The sequence below is a fragment of the Rufibacter sediminis genome (genome assembly GCF_014269285.1).
Lineage (GTDB): Bacteria > Bacteroidota > Bacteroidia > Cytophagales > Hymenobacteraceae > Nibribacter > Nibribacter sediminis.
The window spans coordinates 34,496-54,838 of sequence record NZ_JACOAF010000034.1; the positions used below are offsets into that span (position 1 = coordinate 34,496).

Here is a 20,343-nt window from a genome sequence, read left to right on the forward strand (position 1 = left end):
ATTCCCCTGAAAAAGCCTGCGGGGAGAAGGAATAAATTTTTAGCTTTAAGGCAGAGAGTAATCTGTCGTCCAGCTTTTTCCATTCCTTCCAACGCGTTTATGAACAAACAACTCGCCGCTTTCCTGCTTTTGTGGTGGGCAAGTCTCTCCTGGGTGCAGGCCCAGCAAACAAACAACCTGGTGCAGGTCACCGATTTACTCAAAATCAAGCAAGTGGGTGCCGTGGCCGTATCGCCGGATGGCAAACAGGTGGCGTTTACCGTCACTTCCATTGAGCCAGACCCCGAGAAGAAAAACGAGTTCCGCTACAACACGCAGTTGTACCTGCAGCCCACCAATAAGAGCCAGGCACCGCGCCAGCTCACCTACGGCAACAGCAATGCCACCCAGCCCGCCTGGAGCCCCGATGGCCAGCAGCTGGCGTTTGTGCGTGTGGTGGAAAGCAAACCCCAGATCTTCCTGCTCTCTTTTTCCGGCGGCGAGCCGGTCCAACTCACCAAGTTCAAGCACGGCGCGGGCAACCCGGTCTGGAGCCCCAACGGTCAGCAATTGCTCTTCACCTCGGGCATCGCTTTGAATGAGTTACTGTCCGATTCCACCCTGAACCCGGCCCGAGATCTGCCCAAATGGTCGTATGAGAAACCGGGCTTCTTCCAGAACGAGAACCTGCGCACCAACACCGCCAAACCCAACCCAGACGGCACGCTGGCCGAGATCAGGGGCTACCTGGACCAGAACGAGAAAGACAACAAAGCCAAGGTCATCAACCAGCTGCGGTTCCAGGAAGAGTCTACCACTTCGTCTAACCTCAACCTGTCGCACATCTTCCTCATTGACGCTAAACCGGGTGCCACGCCTAAGGACCTCACACCGGGGTTCTTCTCCAGCTCCAACCCCAACTTCACAGCCAACGGCAAACAAGTCATCTTTGACGCCAATGCCGACGAGACCGAGAACCCCACCCGCTCCCAGGAAAACGCCATTTACCAAGTAAACCTTGACGGCACCGGCCTCAAACAACTGCTGGGCAAGAAAGGCATGTCGTACTCCGGGAGCACCGTGTCGCCCTCGGGCAAATGGATCGCGTTTCAATACAGTCCTTCTAACCAGGTGAGCATCCCGGCTTTGGGAATACTGCCCGTGGGCGGAAAAGCCTCTGAGCTGATCACCATCGCCTATGACCGCAACAAAAGCAACCTGGTGTGGAGCGAGAACGAGAAACACCTCTACTTCACCTCCCCTTCCAACGGCGGAATCCTGTTGAACCGCGCCGATGTGCAGAAAAGAAAAGTGGAGTCCCTGACCGATGTCACCAAAGGCGTAAGTGCTTTCGATCTGCGGAAAAACCAGCTGGCCTATGTCATCACCGAGGTAGCCAATCCCAATGAGCTGTACGCGGCTTCCGCCGATGCCAAAAAGCCCGTTCGCCTCACGTCCTTCAACCACGACTGGGTAAGTCAGAAGAAACTGAGCCAACCCCAGAAACATACTTTCACCAACGCCAAAGGCCAGACGGTGGAGTACTGGGTCATGAAACCCACCAACTTTGTGGAAGGCCAGAGATACCCGCTCCTGCTGGAGATCCACGGCGGCCCGACTGCCATGTGGGGCCCCGGCGAAAACAGTATGTGGCACGAGTATCAGTACTTCACTAGCAGAGGTTACGGCGTGGTGTACGCCAATCCGCGCGGTTCCGGCGGCTACGGCGAGGAGTTCATGAAGGCCAACATCAAAGACTGGGGCGCGGGTCCGGCCAGCGACGTGCTGACCGCCCTGGACAAAGCCGTAGCCGAGGGCTGGGCCGATACTTCCCGCCTGGCCATTACGGGCGGTTCTTACGGCGGTTACCTCGTTTCCTGGATTCTAGGCCATGATAAACGCTTCAAAGCGGCTTGCTCCCAACGCGGCGTGTATGACCTGAGCACCTTCTTTGGGGAAGGGAACGCCTGGCGCCTAGTACCTAATTATTTTGGGGGTTATCCGTGGGAAGAAGCCCACAAAGGCATTATCCAGAGCGAGTCACCGCTGACGTACGTGCAGAACATCACCACCCCGCTCATCATCTTCCACGGCGAGAATGACCTGCGCACCGGCGTTATCCAAAGCGAGATGCTCTACAAAAGCCTCAAAGTCCTGAACCGCCCGGTGGAATACGTCCGGCACCCCGGCGCTACCCACGAGATCACCCGCGCCGGAAACAACCGTCAGCGTATTGACCAGATGCTGCGCACCTACGAGTTCTTCGAGCGGTATTTGCAAGCAAAATAAATCAGAGAAAGTGCCCGCACCACCGTAGAGACAAGGCATGCCTTGTCTCTACGGTGGTGCCCGTATGATCCTTTCCGATATGCAACCAACTTGCCCCATTTCAAGGCAGTTTTCACCAAAATACCCCTAAAACAGAAGAGCGGCCCCAAAGGGCCGCTCTTCTGTTTTAGATAGCTGGGTTAGGGGTGTTTCGGGGTTGTTCAAACGCTCCTAATAGTTCATATACTAGCCCGCTGCCACAGAATTAAGGCAGGCTGATTTTGCCCATCTGCACCGATGGAATGCTTTGTTTCCCTGACCCAAAATCGATCTTCTCTCCTACTAGGCATTCGTTGGCCAGCGTAGCAAACAGGACCGCTTCCTTCGCATCCGGTGACACGCCTAATTCAGCGGTGTTTCTGATGACGGTGTCACCCAGCAATTCCCTCATGTTTTGGAGCAGCAACGGGTTGTGCATGCCGCCGCCGCTCAGGAAAATCTCAAAGGAATTTTCCTGAGTTGAACGGGTAATGGCCTCACAGATGGCCGTAGCCGAAAACCGATTTAAGGTAGCCAGTACATCCTGCGCAGACAGGTGACTCGTGTTGGAGGCTTCCTGAGCTTGTTCCATATAAGCAAGATTGAAGAGTTCTGGCCCCGTGGTTTTCGGGAAACCTAACCCAAAGAACGGGTGGTCCAATAACGCCGTCAACAAAGCAGCATCATATTTTCCCCGAGAAGCAATTTCCGATTCAGCGTCATAGAACTTTCCCGGGAACTTCAATTGCACATAGGCATCCATGAGCGTGTTGCCCGGACCTACATCGGTGGAGAAGATGCGGGTGGTGTCCAGGTCGCCGGGCAGGAAGGTGAAGTTGGCAATGCCGCCAATGTTGAGCATGATCCTATTCTGCCCTTTTTCGGAAAACAGCAGATAATCGCCGTACACGGCTAGCGGCGCGCCTTCTCCCCCGGCGGCAATGTGCTTCTGCCGGAAATCGCTGAGGGTGATGATGCCGGTTTTCACGGCGATGTGGTCGCCGTCGCCAATCTGCAAGGTGGCGTTGGGCATGCCGTTGAGTTTATGCTGCGAGGCGGGCGCGTGGTAAATGGTCTGGCCGTGGCTGGCAATGACATCCACCTCCTGCGCCGAAACGCCCCACTTCTCCAGACAGGCATTGATCAACTCGGCGTGGTAGGTTCCTATGTAAGCGTTCATCAGACAGACTTTTTCCAGGTCCACCTCGCGTTTAGAGAAGATGGCTTTTACCTGCTCTTTGAAAGCGGCGTCATACGGCATGGTGTCAAATTGCCGGAGGACCAACTGCGTCTGGGTGCCGTGGCCGGTCATTTCGCAAAGCGCTACATCCAGTCCATCCAGGGAGGTGCCGGACATCAATCCGATGATGGTTCTTTTATCTTTTTCTGCTATTTCCAGCAGACGGCGGAGATTTGTATTCATAGCTGTTCGGGGAAAGGGGAAAGGTAAAGCAGATTTCTGAGAGGCAAAACTGTGACCGTTCTTTTTTGCAGTGGCATCTGTTCCTTTATACCATCAAAACCGGTACCCTATGGCGCGGAAGTTACTTCCGTGACTTAAGAAAAACGCTAATGCAAGTCACGGAAGTAACTTCCGCGCCATAGTACTTGATATTCTGCGCGAGTAGATCATTCCTCCGCTGCCTCCCTTCAAAGGGTAGGGCCGTTAAGTTCTAAAAATATAGCTGGTTCCAGAATATAGCTGGTTCAAGTTTTCAACTTGGACCCAACATGAGCTGAAGTTTTCAACTTCAGTGAGGCGAAGCCTCAAAACGATGGCTGGCAGAAAAATTTCGACCAACCCAAATCCACACGCAACCACGCTTTACCCCTACTTTAGTGAAATCGGCCCTAAAACAAAGAATCCCGCGCTGTAGACCAGCGCGGGATTCTTTGTTTAAAAAATAGAGTTTCTCTACCGCTGCACCAGTACGGGCTGAAGCGCCAATTGACGCAGATGCGATATATGGGACGTGATGGCGTTTCTGGTCTTGGGGTACTCGTTGTAAGTCACCCCAAACTCGGCGCAGGCTTCCTTGATGATCTTGCTGATGGCCGGGTAATGCACGTGCGAGATCTTAGGGAACAGGTGGTGCTCAATCTGGAAGTTCAGGCCGCCGGTCAACCAGGACACCACCTTATTTTTGGTAGCGAAGTTGGCGGTGGTTTTGAGTTGGTGCAGCGCCCATTCGTCTTCAATGCGGTTGGTCAATTGCGTAGGCATAGGAAAATGCGCGTGCTCCACGGTGTGCGCCAACTGGAACACGATGCTCAGCACCAAACCGGTGAACATGCCATACACCAGAAAGCCTACCAGCCAGGGCAGGAAACCCACCGTGTAGATAGGCACCACCACAAACAGCACGAAGTGCATCACCTTGAATCCCCAGAAAGAAAGATGGTCTTTGGCGTTCATCTTCTTGATAGGAATATCGCCCACTTTCTGGGTGAAGTACTTCATGTAATCGGTGAAGAAAATCCAGTAGATGTAGAGCATGGCATACGCGCCCCAGAAGTAGTAATGCTGGTACTTGTGGATTTTCAGGTGCTCCTGGTTTTCGCAGAGGCGCAGAAACGGCTTGGCGTCCAGGTCATCGTCTACGCCGTCAATGTTGGTGTAGGTGTGGTGGATGATGTTGTGCTTGGTGGTCCACATGTGGATGTTGGCGCCCAGCACGTTCAGGGAAAGCCCGGCCAGCTCGTTCACCCATTTCTTGCGGCTGAAACTGCCGTGCCCGCCGTCGTGCATCACGTTGAACCCGATGGCCGCGGTCACCCCGCCAATCAGGATACATTCCACCAAAGCCAACCAAACCGGCGGCGTGAAAAACACCAGGTGCACGTACAGGAACACCAGGCTGGAAAGCAGCACGGCGGCTTTGATGTAGAGTTTATAATTGCCCGTGGGGTGACTGCCTTTCTCCTCAAAGTAGGCGTTGGTCCGTCGTTTTAGTTCTGAATAAAAGGAAGTGGAAGGGGCAATGAATTTGGGTGTGGCCATAAAGACGATTAAGTTGAAAAATAAGCTATCGGGCTATCTCAACGGGGAATCGTCAATCAAATCCATAACATCTTTGAAAGGTAACGCTTTCTTGGAGGGTATTAATTCAGAACACCGGAAAAACAGCAACTATATTTTTCCATACGGCTTCGGTTTATACGGAGTTTGGAGAATACGCTGAAATACTATGCTCCTACCTTTACTTTCCTTGCGGGGCCGGTTTGGCGGGCACCAGCAGCTGGTTGCTTCCCATCCAGTTCAGGCAGCGGTCAAACCACAGGTCTTTGGTGGTTTTGTTCACCATGCCAAACCCGTGGCCGCCGCGCTGGTAGACGTGCAGCTCCGCGGGAACCTTGTGCTGGAGCAGCGCCTGGTAAAACACCACGCTGTTCTGGACGGGCACCAGGTCATCATCTGAGGCATGCACCAGAAAGGTAGGCGGCGTTTGGGCGGTCACCTGCTGTTCATTGGAGTAGGCCTGCATCTTCTGTTTTGAGGCTCCTTTCCCCAAAAGCCGGTCAAACGAACCTTGGTGCCAGATGGCCGTATCGCTGCTGATGACCGGGTAAATCAACAGCAGGAAATCAGGGCGAAGCGAGAGGTTCTCGGGGTTGGGGATCTGGGATTTGGTGTAGTGCGTACCCGCCGTGGAGGCCAGGTGTCCGCCCGCCGAGAAGCCCATCATGCCCACCTGCTCCGGGTTGATGTTGTATTCCTTCGCCTTTTTACGCACCAGGTAAAGCGCCTGCTGGGCATCCTGCAAGGGCGTGATCTCGGGCTGGGAGGTGATGGCGGGGTCAGGGAGCCGGTATTTCAGCACGAACGCGGTCACCCCGTTGGCCGCAAACTTACGGGCCACGTCGGCCCCTTCATGCCCGGCGGCCAGAATCCAGTACCCGCCGCCGGGGCAGATCACCACGGCCGTGCCGTTGGCTTTGCCTTTGGCCGGCAGGTAAACCGTAAGCGTGGGCTGCCGCACCAGCGAAGTGATCTCCACGTTGCCTTCTCTCACTTCCATTTTCTCCTGGTTGGGGCCGGGCACCTCGTTCGGGATTTTTCCTTCGTACAGCGGAATCACCGCGGGTTTTGATTGGCTACAGGCCGAATACGCCACGGCAGCCAGCGTGAAAAGCAGGATCAGTTTCTTCATGTTCAAAAAATTAAGGCAAGCACCAGTAAGCCGTTTTGAGGGCATTTTCAGCAAAACGCCCCTAAAACAGCATTCACATATACGGTTTCCACTTCTTTCATCGGCAGCTTAGCCGCCAATCCTTTCATCGGCGGAGGGGCCGTACATGCCGGGTACCGGTACGTCCAGCAGGCGCAGGTACACGCTCAGTTGGCCGCGGTGGTGAATGAAATGATGAAGGGATAAACTCCGGATGACCACCATCCGGGGCATGGAAAAAATCACGTGCTCCCCCTTGCGCATGGTCCAGGTTTTTTTCAGTTCCTCCGGATCGGCTTGGGTCAGGGCCTCCACCGCTTTCTGGTAGTTTTCCTCAAAATAGGCCATTAACGCCTGGTGGGTGATGCCGGCAAAAGGGACGTACTTCTGCTGGTTGAAATCCAGCTCATCCGATAAAATCACCTGGCTAATGAACATGCCCGGCAACTCGGCTATGTGCGCGGCCAGCGCTTTCAGAGACATGCTTTTGGCGTGCGGTTTAAAGTCGAAATGCTCCTGGGGCACCTGCTCCAGCATCTTTCTGGTGTTACTTGCTTCCTGCTCAAATTGCCGCAGGAGTTGTTGGTTCAGCTCCATTCTGTTGGTGGTTTAGGTGTTCTGATGGGTAAGTTAGAAAAAAGAACGGGAGCAGGAAAAACTCCCGCTCCCGTTTCACACATTCTATAAGTTGGATTAGCGCACCTCGCCCATCCACTTCCGGATAACCCGGCTGAACAGGATGAGCACCACCCCGATGCCCAGCGACCAAAGCCCGATCTGGTTCAGAATCTGGGCGTAATACGGCAACGAGAGCACGGGATTGTCCACCACGTTCTGGGGCACGCTCATGAGCGCGCCAATCTTGCTGGCCAGGAACTCGCCCACGGCGCTGGCGAAAAACCAGATGCCCATCATCATGGCCACAATGCGGGCCGGAGACAGTTTGGTGATCATGGACAACCCGATGGGCGAGATACACATCTCGCCGCAGATGATGAAGAAGTAGCCGGCAATGAAGGTGATCAACGGAATCAGGCCACTGCCCTCGCTGGTCACGCAGCCCAGGTAGAACACGTAAAAACCCAGCCCCACCAGCACAAACGACAACCCGAACTTGGTAGGCGTGTTAGGCTCCATGCCCATGCGGTTCAACTTTGGCCACAGCCAGGCGAAGAAAAAGCTCAGAATCACCACCCAGGCCGGCGGCAAAAAGTTGTTCACGGCCAGGGCCGGAAGCTCTACCCCGCCCACGTGCATGTCCACGTTGCGCATGGCGAACAGGTTGAGCGAACCCGCGTTTTGCTCATAGAACGCCCAAAACAGCGCTGAAAACACAATGAGCACCAGGGCCGCAAACAGCTTGAAACGCGCCGCCGCTTCCATTCTGAACGCGATGAACAGGATGTACACGATTGACAACGCCCCCAGCCCGAACATGATGAAGTCCATGATCTCGTAGCGGTTAAACAGCGCCACAATCACGGGGATCACCGCCAGCGAAGCCCCGTAAATCACCACTTCCTTGCTGATGCCCGCGAACACCGGCTTTTTCAGGTCCTCGGGATTTGGCGGCAGCCCGTTCTGGCCCAGCGACTTCTTGCCCAGCGCAAACACCACCAGCCCCAGAATCATAAACAAGCCCGCCAGCCCGAATCCGTAGTGCCAGTTGATCTGCTGCCCTACGTACCCGCAGAGCAAACCGCCCAACGCCGCGCCAATGTTAATGCCCATGTAGAAGATGGAGAAGGCACTGTCTTTGCGCGGATCATTGTCAGAATAGAGCGTGCCTACCAAACTGGAGATATTGGGTTTGAAGAAGCCGTTGCCGCAGATGATGAACGCCATGCCGTAGAAGAAACTCCAGTCCTGCGGCACCGCCAAGACTAAGTGCCCGATGGTCATGAGCACCCCGCCGTACATCACCGCCTTGCGCCCGCCCAGAAACCGGTCACTCATCATGCCGCCAAACATGGGCATGGTGTACACCAGCGCGGCGTAGGAGCCCAGAATGGCGTAGCCTTTGGGTTCATCAAACTTGAGTTCTGTGATCATGTACGCCAGCAGCAGGGCCTTCATGCCATAGAAAGAGAAGCGCTCCCACATCTCGGTGAAAAAGAGCATGTAGAGCTGCCTGGGGTGTCCCGTGGAGGCCGGCGCCTCAGGGATCTGCGGTTCAGTTAAATCCATATCAGGTAGTAAACGGAAAGAAAACTCAGTTATCGACCTGACAATTTAGCGGATATTGGCGGGATTTAATGAAAAGCGGAGAATTTCTGTTTGGGGGCTGGTTTTAGGAAATGAGGCCTAAAACAGAAATCCCTTCGCATGTTTGGGCCGGGAAATGGGCAGCGGAGGCAGACACTCGTAGGACCTCCGGACACTACGAGGTCTTTGGCGCCAGCGGTTTGCGGTTGAATTTAGGATCGATTGAAAGCGAATACGGTCAGACAACCGCCGTGGCTTCGGGGAATGGGTCTAGCGCCACTTCCGGGGACTTCGGCATTCGTTTGTTCAGGAACCAGACACCTGCCCCGACGAGAAGCAGAGAGGCTGCCACCAGTACATAGTAAGCAGTTGGAGGCATCAATTCCTCCAAAGAGGTGACTGTATCTCCCCAGGCCAGCCACGTGAAAAAGCTGATGGCATTGTTGGCAAAGTGAATCAGGATACCCGGGTAAATGGACCTGGTTCTATAATACACCCACCCGATGAACAGCCCCAGCACCACGCCGGTAATGCCCTGCCACGGATTCAGATGCATGGCCCCAAACAGCACCGCCGACCAAATAATGGCTTTGGGGACCGAATACCGCTCCAGCAATCCTTTCAGAATGATGCCCCGGCACAACATCTCCTCCAGAAGCGCGGGCGCAACGGCAATGGCCAGAAAGGAGATAACATTGGGTTGCATGAGCTCTTTGAAGGCTTTGTTCAGAAATTCGGGCGGGGGCGGCAACAGGTTGAACAAAGGCTCCAGCAGGATGCCCAGGAAAGGCGTCAGCAGGACAACCACTCCCAACACCCCATAATCGATTCTAGCGAACTCCTCCTTCATGTCTTTGCGGAGATCGCTTTTACTCCATTTCAGCCCGACCCTGATCACCAACACAAAAGGAAGCGCATAGGTGAGCAACGACCCCAAAGACGATAGCAACGGTGGCACCGTATACCCCTCCATCAGCATCTTCCCGATTAACAAAGGAATAGACAGCAATATGGAGAAAGCAATTAACCGAAAGATCAGGAACCAGCCCTGCTTCACGGTTAAACCGGAATATTCATTGAATGTCATTTCTTCTGCGCTGCTTTTAACGGGTGTGACTTAACTGACTGGTGTTGTATGATCAAAAAGCAACCTGGCGCAACGCGCTGGGTTTGCTCCAGGCTGCTTTGGGGCTGGTTTCTGAAAAACAGGACTAAAACCGAAGGTAAGTTAAAAGTTATCCGCAGATTTCTGGCCGGGCACGAAAGAAAAATAGCTCAAGCGGCCACGTTCATCTGGCTGCCTGAGCTATTTACCGGAGCCCCTTCTTTCATGGGCCAATTGAAATTCACGAGTTTCTTGCCGCCGATATTCTTCGGCTAAAGTAGGACGTCTGCGCGAACGCCTCGGGCCTGCCCCAAGACTTTCGCCCGCCGTGGCGTGCTCCCGCGCTACGTTTAGTGGCGGAACTGGGCCAGTTGCTGTTTCAGTTCCTCTACTTTGTTGGCTTCTGACTGCTGCTCCCGCTTCAGTTTGATTTCCTTTTCGCGGGCCAGCTGTTTGTGGTTCTTGAATTCCTCGGTGAGTTCGTCATACGCCCTGATTTTCTCTTCGGTCACGCGGTTGCTGTTTTTGTACATGAACGCGAAAACGGCCGCCACGGCTCCCAAGGCCAGGATTATGATCAGGCTGATGATCACGTACACCTGCTTGTCCATGTCAATCCCCAGCACCGACAGGCTGGCCACGTCATGCGCGCCCTGCTGGATCTGCTTTTCCTTCTGGGCGTTCACCTCCTGCAGAGACTGCACCTGCAGTTTCTGATCGGCGAGTTCTTTCTGCGTTTGGGCCAGTTTCACGGCAGTTTCTTTTCCGGCGTTCTTGATGCTTTGCTCCCGCGCCCGCAAGGTGTCCTGCACATTCTTGAAGAAGGCATCCAGGTTGGCTTGCTTTACCACTTTGTACGGTTGGTTGTACTCTGTATGGGTGGAAGAGCGGAACTTGAGCGAGTTGAACTGCTGCTGCAGGGTGTACGAGGCTTTGTTCTTGGCGGGGGCAGCGGTCTGTGCCTGCCCTGTGAAACCTACCGCAAGGCTGAGGAAAAGAAAAAACGAAAAAACTTTCATAGGCAATAATTAAAGATCAACGGTTTACCTGAGCAGCTAAAATTAACGATTTCGGCAACGCATGCTGACAAAAAAACAAGACTTCTGCTAATTAACGAAGTTCTGGAGCATAGATTTCTACCAACCGCCACTTTTGCCTGATTATTTCAGGAATAAGCTAATCGCATCCTGTTTTTTTCAACTTACCTTCTTTTTTGGTGACCGATGAGGATATTTTCTCTACCAGAAGCCGTTTTCACCCTCTTTTCCAGAAAAGGGCGCTAAAACGCTGTCCGCTCCATAAGATAGGCGAACAGGAGGAAAGCTGTAAATAATGGCTAATTCTTTTGCGATCTAGCTGCCGGCCATTTACCTTAGCCCCTGACATTATACCGAAGAGGGGAGAGAGCAGGCTCTGAGAACCTCTAGCAACCGTTAACCATGTTAAAAAGGTGCTAACTCCTGCCCAGACCAATGGGAAATATAAGTTTTCAGACCATGATCCGCCGCCGCACCCTTTCCAAGTACCTCCTTCTTTCCGTTTCAACTGCCCCCGTCATCTCCTCTATTGGCCGGCGTTTCTGTTGTTGCGGTTAGTTTCTCCTGAGCTTCCGGCTCTTCCTGATTTTTGTTTCGGGGCGCGGTTCTAGCGCTTCTTTCTAGCATTCTTTTACTTCTATGTACACGGCACTTGCGCAGGCAAGGGCAAAGAAACCGGCTCTTGCCTGGGGTACTTCTTTGCCCGCCTGCCTCTCCTCTACCCTGGCGGCGCTCTATCGCTTCCTCTCGCTTTGCTGTTGCGGAAACGTCTTTTTCTCGCCGCTACGCTTTTAACCTATTTTCTGAAAATCACCCTTAAAACAACATGACATCAGCCTTACGTACTTACAGGCCCCTTCTGTTCCTGGCCGCCTGGATTCTGACCCTCTTCCCGGCCTTTGCCCAAAGCAGTTATTATTTCCCTAAGACGAAGAACTTTGACGCCGCCATTCCCACGCCTGAGCAGTTCTTGGGCTACGGCATCGGCGAGCGCCACAGCCGCTACGAGCAATCGGTGGCCTACCTCAAGGAACTGGACCGCCTCTCCGACAAAGTGACCGTGCAGACCATCGGGTTAACCTATGAACTGCGGCCGCAGCTTGTGGTGATCATCACCTCCCCCGAGAACCACGCGAAGCTGGAGAGCCTCCGGCAGGAACATCTTCAGCTAGCCGATGTCTCCAAACCGCTGCCCAACCTGGCCAACGCGCCGGTGTTCGTGAACCTGGGTTACGGCGTGCACGGAAACGAAGCCTCCAGCCTGGAAGCCTCGCTGCTCACCGCCTATTACTACACCGCCAACCAGGACCCCGAAACCCAGCGCGCGCTCAAAGAAGCGGTGATTTTGCTGGACCCCGCCCACAACCCCGATGGCCGCGACCGCCACGCCAACTGGATCAACGTGCACCAAAGCGAACCCTCCGTCTCAGATCCCGCCGACTGGGAGCACAACGAAGTCTGGCCCGGCGGCCGCGGCAACCATTACTGGTTTGACCTGAACCGTGACTGGCTACCCATTGCGCACGTGGAAAGCAGAAATCGCCTTAAATTCTACCATGAGTGGCTGCCCAACGTGGTCATTGACTTCCACGAGATGGGCACCAACTCCACCTATTACTTTGAGCCCAGCAAACCCTACGGCTCCGAGAACTACCTGGTGCCCCGCAGCACTTACGACAACCTGAACGTCATCATTGCCAAGTACCACGCCGCCGCGTTGGACGAGATCGGGTCACTCTATTTCACCAAAGAGCAGTACGACAACATCTATCCGGGCTACGGCTCCACCTACCCCGATTTCCAGGGTGGCGTGGGCATCACCACCGAGCAGGCCAGTTCCCGCGGCAACCGGCAGGAGAACTCCACCGGCGTGCTGACCTTCGCCTTCGGCATCCGGAACCACCTGAGCACCGGTTTGGCCACGGTGAAAGGAGCCGTGGAGAACCGAGAGACCTTCCTGAAACACCAACGCGAGTTCTATAAATCCGGCATCGCCGACGGCCGCAAGAATCCGGTGAAAGCCTACGTGTACGGCGAGAAGTACGATGCCACCCGCCTGCGCACTTTCACCGAGCTGCTGCTGGCCCACAAGATTGAGGTGTATGAATTGCCCGGCAACCAGACCATTAATGGCACCGCCTTTGAGAAAGGGAAATCCTATGTGGTGCCCACTGAGCAACCACAGTACCGCCTGGTGGAATCCATCTTCGCGAAGAACACCAATTTGCCCGACAGCGTCTTCTACGATGCCTCCACCTGGACCCTGGCCCTGGCCTATGGCCTGCCGCACGTGGGCGCCACCAAACCAGTGAACCGCGGAAACAAAGTAACCGCCCTGCCCGCCCTTTCCGCAGCAGCCCCGCCAAAAAGCAACTACGCCTACCTCATGGACTGGACCGATTACAACACCGCCGGTGCCTTGTACCAACTGCAATCCCTGGGAGTAACCGCCCAGACGGCTTTGAAACCTTTCACAGCCAACACCACAACTGGCGCCAAAGACTACCTGCCCGGTGCCATCACCATCCCGGTTGCCTCGCAGAAAATCTCTTCTGACTCACTGTACAAAGCCATCCAGAAAGTAATTGCGGAGCGCAAAATCAACATTGCTTCGGTGAATAGCGGGTTCAGTGCCAAAGGCATTGACTTGGGCAGCAGCAGCATCCAGACCCTCCGCAAACCTGAGGCCCTGATGCTGGTAGGCAACGGCGTGATGGGCCCGGAGGCCGGCGAGGTCTGGTTCCTGCTGGATTCGCAGCTGAAGATGCCCATCACCAAAGCCGAGCTGAGTTCTTTCCCGCGTATAAGTTTGGCCCGCTACAATACCATTGTGCTGGTGAGCGGCGCTTACAACAGCCTGGACAAGAATACCGTGGACAAGCTGAAGCGCTGGGTCACCGAAGGCGGCACCCTGATCACCTTCAAAACCGCTTCTGAGTGGGCCATCAAACAAGGCATCGCCAATGCCCGCCTTATCTCCCCTGCTGATACCGCCGCTAAAACCGTGCGCCATGACTACATCAACGCCCGCGAACTGGAAGGAGCGAAATCCGTGGGCGGCTCTATTTATGAGACCGACCTGGACATCACGCACCCGCTGGCCTTCGGCTACACCTCGCGCAAATTGAGCGTGTACCGCAACAGCAGTGTGTTCCTGGCTCCCAGCAAAAGCTCCTATGAAACCGTAGCCCAGTACACGGCCAATCCGCTGCAGAGTGGTTACGTCTCCAAAACCAACCTGAAGAAAATCGCGAACTCAGCCTCGCTGTTGGCGCAGAACCAGGGCCAGGGCACCGTGGTGCTCTTCGCCGATAACCCCAATTTCCGGGGCACCTGGTACGGCACCAACCGCCTGTTCTTCAACGCCCTGTTCTTCGGCAACATCACTAAAACCGTTGGCGGCGTGCCTGCTGGTGCGGAGGAATAGAGATTTTCGACGATGACCTTGCTTGGCTCTCTGATTAGTCAAGGTGAGACCAAAAGTGCACCTCCCTCCTTGTCATCCTGAAAGGATCTTGGTAGCGAACGGTAATAACGTTAACTAAAGGCCTTTCTAGCTTGCCCACAAGATCCTTTCAGGATGACATAAATGGAGAGTCTGAATCTCAAGGCTATTTATATGAAGGCGGCTACCAATTAGGTAGCCGCCTTTATTGTTGCCGTTCTGATAGCAAAGCTTGTACAGCATCCTTCATTTCTCTTTTCACGCATTCCGTCCCCCTTGGAAGGGGGTAGGGGGATGACAAAGTCGTTTGAAGCTTGTTTGCTGTGCTACGAAGCAAGGGCAACCACAAGGGATTGCCCCTACAGTTCAGGAATGACATAATCAGCACGAGCAATCATCCCTCTACCCCCTTCAAAGGGGGACGAAATGCGTACCTTATCCACAAAATATTTACATGGTTCAAGTTTTCAACTTGGACCTAAAATGACCCGAAGTTTGCAACTTCATTGAGGCGATAGCCTCAAACTATACAACTGATAAAGTAAACAGTGCAACCTAAACCACTGTTTTAGGCCTACTTTCCTAAAAACAGCTCCAAAACAAAGGGCAAAAAAAAAGAGCACCGCTTATGCAGTACTCCTTTTCAACAACAAAGCAGAAATGAGATCAATAGCCGGGGTTCTGGTCTTCCGGACCTAGGTCTGGATCGGCGACGATGTCAGCGTTGGGGATGGGGTACAGGAACTTGTTGGGGTCCGAGATACCCAATACAGCCTGGGCGCGGTCCGTCCGGATGAGGTCAAACCAGCGGTGGCCTTCAAAGGCGAGTTCCAGTTTGCGTTCCTGCTCAATGGCCAGCAACAAACCGGGAGCATCTTGCAAGGTCAGTTTCTCCACGCGGGCTCTCTCTCGGATGGCATTCACATCGGCTAAGGCACCTACTAGGTTCGGGGCGGCTTTCTTTACGCGGGCCTCGGCCCGGATGAGGTACTGCTCAGAGATCCGCAGCAGATAGGCCGGGTCATCGCTGGTGCCGTTCCGGAAGTACTTTTTGCCATAGACGATGGTACCTGACGTGCCGATGAGGAGGCTGCGGGCCCCGCCCACGGCCGGGTTGCGCAGTTCAGCAGCGATGGTTTGGCCTGGCACCCATTCCAAGCGTCCGCCGCTGACGCTGGGCAGCCAGTAATAGGCGTGGCTGTTGCCGTTGGCGGTGGTGTAGGCCAGTTCCAGAATGCTTTCGGGGGTGAGCAGGCCCTGGATGGTTTGCTCGTAAGGAGAAACTAGCTGCGCCTTTCTCGCGTCAATCACCTTCGTAGCGTAGTTTTCGGCCTCGGTCCAGTTTTCCTGGTAGAGGTAGAAGCGGGCTTTCAGGGCCCAAACTGCCAGCAAAGAGGCGCGGGCGGGCGTGGTATACGAAGCACCCACGGCTCCATTCTCCACTTCGGTGAAAAGCTGCTCGGCTTGGTTTAAATCTGCCAGTACCTGGGCGTAGGTTTCGGCTTTGGTGGATCTGCCGATGCCTTGGCCGTCCAGTTTAGACTCCGTGGGCGTCAGGACCAGCTGGGCGCCGCCCCAGGCCCGGGCGATGTCAAAGTACGCGAGGCCACGCAGGAAATGGGCTTCGGCCAGGGTGGTTTTCCGGAGGTTATCGGTTAGGGCGGCGTCCTGGATGGCGGGTACTTTGCCGATGAGGTTGTTGGCCAGGTTGATCACGCGGTAAATCTGCCGCCAGGTGCTCAGGATAGAGCTGTTCTCGGACTGGATGGCATTGCGGTCAAACTGCCGGTAAAAGTCATAAGACCCGATGGACTCCGCCTCGTCGGAGGACAGGTAAGACAAAGCCGGATAGTCCAGGCCGTAGTAGTTGTTGCTTTGCAGCTCGCTGTAGGTTCCCAGCAAGGCAGCCTGGGCACCCCGGGCATCTACCAGAGCCGTGGAAGATAACACCTCGGTGGCGGGGTCTGGCTCCAGTAAATCGCAGCTAGAGAAAAGAACGGCGGCGGCTAAGACGAAGGTTTTATAGGAAGAGAAAGTTTTCATGGCTGTTTTTTTAGAAAGTAACATTGGCACCTATCTGGAAACTTCTGGGCTGCGGCACCACAGCGTGGTCAATGCCCAGCACGTTCTGGTTGTTCGCCGCCGCGTTCACCTCGGGGTCAAGGCCGCTGTAATTGGTGAGCGTCCAGAGGTTGGTAGCCAGCGCGTACAGGCGCAGGTTGGAGATTTTAAAGCGGTTCACCAGCTCCGTGGGCACATTATAGCCCAGCGTGATGGAGCGCAGACGCAGGAAGGAAGCGTCTTCCAGGTAGCGGCTGCTGGGCAGCGTGTAGTTGTTGCCTTTTTTGGTCAGGCGCGGCACATCGGTGATGTCACCGGGTTTCTGCCAACGGTTCAGCTGGTTCGGGAAGAAGGTAATGCCGCTCTGGGTGCCGCCATGCTCCATGAAAAAGCGGTTCAGGTTGATGATGTCGTTTCCAGACTGGAAATACAAAAGGGCCCCTAAATCGAACCGCTTGAAGCGCACGGTGTTGTTCAAGCTCCCGAAGAAATCCGGCGCGCCGTTGCCCATGATCTTGCGGTCGGCGGTGGTGATGGTGCCGTTTTTGTCCACGTCATCGTACACGGCATCGCCGGTCTGCGGATCTACATACAGCTGGTCGTACACCCAGAAAGCGAAGAGCGAGTTGCCCTGTTCCATGCGCACCCAGTCGCGGGAGTGGGCGGTGATAGGCGTGGGCAGTTTCTCAATGCGGTTCTTGTTGCGGGCGATGTTGAAATCCGTGGACCACTGGAAATCATCTTTCTGGATGTTCACCGAGGAGATGCTCAACTCCACCCCTTTGTTGCTCACCTCGCCCAAGTTCTCGTACACGCTGGAGTAACCCAGTTTGGAAGGCACCGGCACCTGAATGAGCAGGTCTTTGGTGTATTTGCTGTAGTAGTTGGCCTCCACTTTGATCCGGTTCTGCAGGAACGCCAGATCCAGCCCCACGTTCCACTGCCGGGTGGTTTCCCAGGTCAGATCGGGGTTGCCCAGCTGGCTCGGGCTGATGCCCGGGTTGTTCTGGTAATTCCTTCCGGCTCTCCACAAACTCTGCGACGGGAAATCACTGATGCCGTTCTGGTTTCCGGATAACCCGATGTTGGCGCGCAGCTTGATCTGGTCAAACGGCAGGTCTTTCGCAAACGCCTCCTCGGAGACAATCCAGGCCACTCCTATGGACGGGAAGTAGCCCCATTTGTTGCCCGCGGCAAACTTAGAAGAACCATCGGCCCGGAGGCTACCATCCAGGCTGTACTTGTCTCTGAACGTGTAACTCGCCCGCCCGAAGAACGACACCAAGCCATTCTGGCTGGAACTGGTGCTCCCCGTCTGGATAGACGACGAAGCAATCTCCTGGAAGTTATCGCTGGGAAATTTCTGGCCCGAGAGCGTCAAAAAGTTGTATTTGCTGCTTTGGAGGGTATTTCCCAAAACCAGGTTCAAAAGGTGGTCATCGCCCAGCGCCTTGTTGTAGGTCAGGACCTGCTCGTTGATGAGTGTCACTAAACTAGTCTGGGTGTTGCTGCCGTTGCCGGCCGGAAGGCCCACGCTGATCTGGGTGTTGTTGTAAACTTTGTCCAGGTAGCTGTTGTAGTCCAGGCTCCAGCTGGATTTAAACGACAGCCCCGGCAGAAACTCATACTCAGCGTACAGGTTCCCGATGAGGCGGTTGCTGTGCCCCTGAATGTTCAGGTTTTCTATGAGGGCTAGGTGATTGTCAAAGATGCTGTGGCGGGCGTAGCTGCCATCTTCGTTAAACACCGGCAAAAACGTCTGCACGTACAGCGCCGAGTTAATCACGCCCTGGGCGCTGTTGTCGTTGCGGCTGATGTTGCGGTGGCTGTACGCCCCGGAGGCGCTGATGCCCACCGTCAGTTTCTTGTTGAGGTTATGGTCAAAGTTGAACCGTCCGCTGAAGCGCTCGAACTGTGCGGGTTTCACAATGCCTTCCTGCGAGAAATAACTGCCGCCAATAAAGTAGCGGCTTTTGTCTGAGCCACCGGAGGCCGACAGGTCATAGCTCTGGGTTTTGGCCGTCTGGAACACATCTGGGATGCGGGAATAGGTGGTCTGCTCTTCGGGCAAACCGCGACCACCTTCGGCTTTGGGGCGGAACGGACGGGAGGCGAAAGCGCCACCATCGTTCAGAAACGACTCGTTGATGAGTTCGGCCTCCTGCTGAGCGTTCACGGTTTCATACAGTTTGGGTGCCTTGGCCCAGCCAAAGTACGTCTGGAAACTAATCTTGGAACCCGCGTTCAGCTTGCCCCGCTTAGTGGTGATGAGCACCACTCCGTTCGCTCCTCTGGAGCCGTAAATGGCCGTGGCGTTGGCGTCTTTCAAGACCTGGATGCTTTCAATATCCGCGGGGTTCAAATCAGCTAAGGGGTTGAACGTCTGTCCGCCCAGGCCCAGGTTACTGAGCGACTGGTTGTTGATGAACACCCCGTCAATCACGTACAGCGGCGAGTTGCTGGCGTTGATGGACGTGGCCCCGCGCACACTCACGCTGATGCCGCCACCCGGCGCGCCACTGGCCGAGGAAATCTGCACGCCGGAGGCCTTTCCCTGGAGCAGTTGGTCAGGCGAGGAAACCGGCAAGCCTTTCAGGTCCTCCACGTTCACGGTGCTCACCGAGCTGGAAACCGCCTTTTGCGACTGCGTGCCATAGCCCACCACCACCACTTCTTCCAGGCTTTTGGTATCTTCCTTTAAGGTTACGTTGAGCGTACTTCCATTCACCACCACCTCCGCAGCGGTGTACCCGATACTGGAGAACACTAGCGTCTGGCCTTGGTTGGCCGCGATGGAAAAACGCCCCTCGGCGTTGGTGAACGTCCCGCTGGTGGTTCCTTTCACCACTACGCTGACACCCGCCAGGGCTTCATTACGATTGGTACTGGTGACTTGCCCGCTTACGGGCGGAGCTTGGGCAAAAGCAGCATGCGCCAGCAATATAGCCAACAAAACTCCTAGACTTACTAGACTTTTCAGAGTACTACTTGTATAGGTTTGCATTTTTATAAAATTCTAAAGACAAGACAATTCCAGCCCGGCATCAGGACGATACCGGCAATAGTCAAAACAGACGAAAAGCTATCGGATTAGTGCAACGGAAACGGCTATTTACAACAGCACATTCGGGTGCGGGCAGAGGCGGCACTCACAGAAAAAGCGGCGGTAGAAAACAGCAAGGATACTCCGTTAGGCGCATCGTTCTCCGGGGAAGAGAAGGGTAAAGAATAACTCATAATGATCTGATTGAATGAAAACAGGTAGACGAAAGGCACGCGTCACCGCACGGTGAACAAGGCTACGTCAGAAAAAGAAGAGGTGGTTACCAGCGCTAATTGCAACAACAGGCCTGCATGGGCAGCGAAAGGCACACAGCAGAAGAGGGGTTAGAAGCTTGGCGAACGGGCAAGTACAGTGGTTGCATGGTCAAATATTTATAGTTCCCAAAAATGGGCAGGTGTTAGCACCTTTTCGGCGGGGCCGAAGGTTGCTAGAGGGTCCCGGAGCCTGCTCTCTCGCCTCTTCTTTATAAATCTCCAATAAAGATGCCCAAAGGTAAGGGCGTAGATTTCACAAAAACAACTTTCCGGGATAAATAATTTTTTCAAGTTTCTCTTCAAACCACCCCAACCTACGAATAATCCAACCGATCAGAGTTTCAGGCCCCCTTCTTCTGCTTTTCATTCAACTCACTCTTTTCAGATGTTTTTCGCTGTTGCCCCCACCCTGACTGGAATTTCCACACTTGAAAAGCCAGATCTGTTTTAAGCTTCTTTTCAAGAAAATAGGTGGAAAACGCAACTGGCGCGCGTTTGCCTATCTTCTTCCTGTCTCCCTAGGCGCGGAAGATTCGTCGTTTGACGGATTGGAGCAAAGGCATGGAAGTAACTTCCGCGCCATAGTTTTGTCATAGCCATTTAGTCGTAGCCATAGCAGCATTTACTCTTGGCAAGCTCCTGTTTTTTCAACACGCATTCTGTCCTCCTTTGAAGGAAAGGGCTGATAAGTTCTAAAAATATAGCTGGTTCAAGTTT

The 20,343-nt window shown here is 54.5% G+C and carries 12 protein-coding genes and 2 riboswitches; of the genes, 3 read left to right on the top strand and 9 right to left on the bottom strand.

Annotated features, from left to right (window positions below; all coding sequences use genetic code 11):
* Positions 1 to 99 precede the first annotated feature (99 nt).
* A complete protein-coding gene (locus H7U12_RS15085) occupies positions 100 to 2,268 on the top strand; it encodes a S9 family peptidase (protein WP_186639468.1) in 2,169 nt (722 codons plus the stop codon).
* 244 nt (positions 2,269 to 2,512) lie between these two features.
* Here H7U12_RS15085 and H7U12_RS15090 read toward each other — a convergent pair whose 3' ends face one another.
* From H7U12_RS15090 to H7U12_RS15115, 6 genes are all read right to left on the bottom strand, one after another.
* Positions 2,513 to 3,709: an anhydro-N-acetylmuramic acid kinase gene (locus tag H7U12_RS15090; RefSeq protein ID WP_186639470.1), complete on the bottom strand. Its 1,197-nt coding sequence runs from the start codon at positions 3,707 to 3,709 to the stop codon at positions 2,513 to 2,515.
* Positions 3,710 to 4,201: 492 nt separating this feature from the next.
* Positions 4,202 to 5,287 carry a fatty acid desaturase family protein gene (locus H7U12_RS15095; protein WP_186639472.1) on the bottom strand — a complete coding sequence of 362 codons (1,086 nt, stop codon included), beginning with the start codon at positions 5,285 to 5,287 and terminating at the stop codon, positions 4,202 to 4,204.
* Positions 5,288 to 5,486: 199 nt separating this feature from the next.
* The gene (locus H7U12_RS15100) at positions 5,487 to 6,437 is read right to left on the bottom strand and encodes an alpha/beta hydrolase (RefSeq protein WP_186639474.1); all 951 of its coding nucleotides are present in this window, start codon (positions 6,435 to 6,437) and stop codon (positions 5,487 to 5,489) included.
* Between the two features lie 108 nt (positions 6,438 to 6,545).
* On the bottom strand, positions 6,546 to 7,052 hold the full coding sequence (locus tag H7U12_RS15105; RefSeq protein WP_186639476.1) for a DinB family protein: 507 nt from the start codon (positions 7,050 to 7,052) through the stop codon (positions 6,546 to 6,548).
* 96 nt (positions 7,053 to 7,148) lie between these two features.
* On the bottom strand, positions 7,149 to 8,642 hold the full coding sequence (locus H7U12_RS15110) for a peptide MFS transporter (protein ID WP_186639478.1): 1,494 nt from the start codon (positions 8,640 to 8,642) through the stop codon (positions 7,149 to 7,151).
* A gap of 256 nt (positions 8,643 to 8,898) precedes the next feature.
* On the bottom strand, positions 8,899 to 9,747 hold the full coding sequence (locus H7U12_RS15115; protein WP_186639480.1) for a CPBP family intramembrane glutamic endopeptidase: 849 nt from the start codon (positions 9,745 to 9,747) through the stop codon (positions 8,899 to 8,901).
* Positions 9,748 to 9,795: 48 nt separating this feature from the next.
* Here H7U12_RS15115 and H7U12_RS15120 point away from each other — a divergent pair, with 48 nt between their 5' ends.
* Positions 9,796 to 10,041, top strand: a complete 246-nt coding sequence (locus H7U12_RS15120; RefSeq protein WP_186639482.1) for a hypothetical protein — start codon at positions 9,796 to 9,798, stop codon at positions 10,039 to 10,041.
* A 74-nt stretch (positions 10,042 to 10,115) separates the two neighbouring features.
* Here H7U12_RS15120 and H7U12_RS15125 read toward each other — a convergent pair whose 3' ends face one another.
* Positions 10,116 to 10,784 (bottom strand): hypothetical protein, encoded by a 669-nt coding sequence (locus H7U12_RS15125; protein WP_186639484.1) that lies wholly within the window; start codon positions 10,782 to 10,784, stop codon positions 10,116 to 10,118.
* 363 nt (positions 10,785 to 11,147) lie between these two features.
* Positions 11,148 to 11,253: riboswitch (SAM riboswitch) on the top strand.
* A 375-nt stretch (positions 11,254 to 11,628) separates the two neighbouring features.
* Between H7U12_RS15125 and H7U12_RS15130 the strand changes: the two genes are divergently transcribed.
* The gene (locus H7U12_RS15130; RefSeq protein WP_186639486.1) at positions 11,629 to 14,229 is read left to right on the top strand and encodes a M14 family metallopeptidase; all 2,601 of its coding nucleotides are present in this window, start codon (positions 11,629 to 11,631) and stop codon (positions 14,227 to 14,229) included.
* 684 nt (positions 14,230 to 14,913) lie between these two features.
* Here H7U12_RS15130 and H7U12_RS15135 read toward each other — a convergent pair.
* The gene (locus H7U12_RS15135; RefSeq protein ID WP_186639488.1) at positions 14,914 to 16,290 is read right to left on the bottom strand and encodes a RagB/SusD family nutrient uptake outer membrane protein; all 1,377 of its coding nucleotides are present in this window, start codon (positions 16,288 to 16,290) and stop codon (positions 14,914 to 14,916) included.
* A gap of 10 nt (positions 16,291 to 16,300) precedes the next feature.
* Complete coding sequence (locus H7U12_RS15140; RefSeq protein ID WP_241749439.1) at positions 16,301 to 19,261, bottom strand: SusC/RagA family TonB-linked outer membrane protein; 2,961 nt, start codon at positions 19,259 to 19,261, stop codon at positions 16,301 to 16,303.
* Between the two features lie 479 nt (positions 19,262 to 19,740).
* Positions 19,741 to 19,844: riboswitch (SAM riboswitch) on the bottom strand.
* Positions 19,845 to 20,343 lie beyond the last annotated feature (499 nt).

What these genes read in the sequence shown, in the direction of transcription:
- H7U12_RS15085 (WP_186639468.1), top strand. Translation starts at nt 100, where the DNA reads ATGAACAAACAACTCGCCGCTTTCCTGCTTTTGTGGTGGGCAAGTCTC.
- H7U12_RS15110 (WP_186639478.1), bottom strand. Translation starts at nt 8,642, where the DNA reads ATGGATTTAACTGAACCGCAGATCCCTGAGGCGCCGGCCTCCACGGGA.
- H7U12_RS15105 (WP_186639476.1), bottom strand. Translation starts at nt 7,052, where the DNA reads ATGGAGCTGAACCAACAACTCCTGCGGCAATTTGAGCAGGAAGCAAGT.
- H7U12_RS15120 (WP_186639482.1), top strand. Translation starts at nt 9,796, where the DNA reads ATGATCAAAAAGCAACCTGGCGCAACGCGCTGGGTTTGCTCCAGGCTG.
- H7U12_RS15130 (WP_186639486.1), top strand. Translation starts at nt 11,629, where the DNA reads ATGACATCAGCCTTACGTACTTACAGGCCCCTTCTGTTCCTGGCCGCC.
- H7U12_RS15095 (WP_186639472.1), bottom strand. Translation starts at nt 5,287, where the DNA reads ATGGCCACACCCAAATTCATTGCCCCTTCCACTTCCTTTTATTCAGAA.
- H7U12_RS15135 (WP_186639488.1), bottom strand. Translation starts at nt 16,290, where the DNA reads ATGAAAACTTTCTCTTCCTATAAAACCTTCGTCTTAGCCGCCGCCGTT.
- H7U12_RS15125 (WP_186639484.1), bottom strand. Translation starts at nt 10,784, where the DNA reads ATGAAAGTTTTTTCGTTTTTTCTTTTCCTCAGCCTTGCGGTAGGTTTC.
- H7U12_RS15090 (WP_186639470.1), bottom strand. Translation starts at nt 3,709, where the DNA reads ATGAATACAAATCTCCGCCGTCTGCTGGAAATAGCAGAAAAAGATAAA.
- H7U12_RS15115 (WP_186639480.1), bottom strand. Translation starts at nt 9,747, where the DNA reads ATGACATTCAATGAATATTCCGGTTTAACCGTGAAGCAGGGCTGGTTC.
- H7U12_RS15100 (WP_186639474.1), bottom strand. Translation starts at nt 6,437, where the DNA reads ATGAAGAAACTGATCCTGCTTTTCACGCTGGCTGCCGTGGCGTATTCG.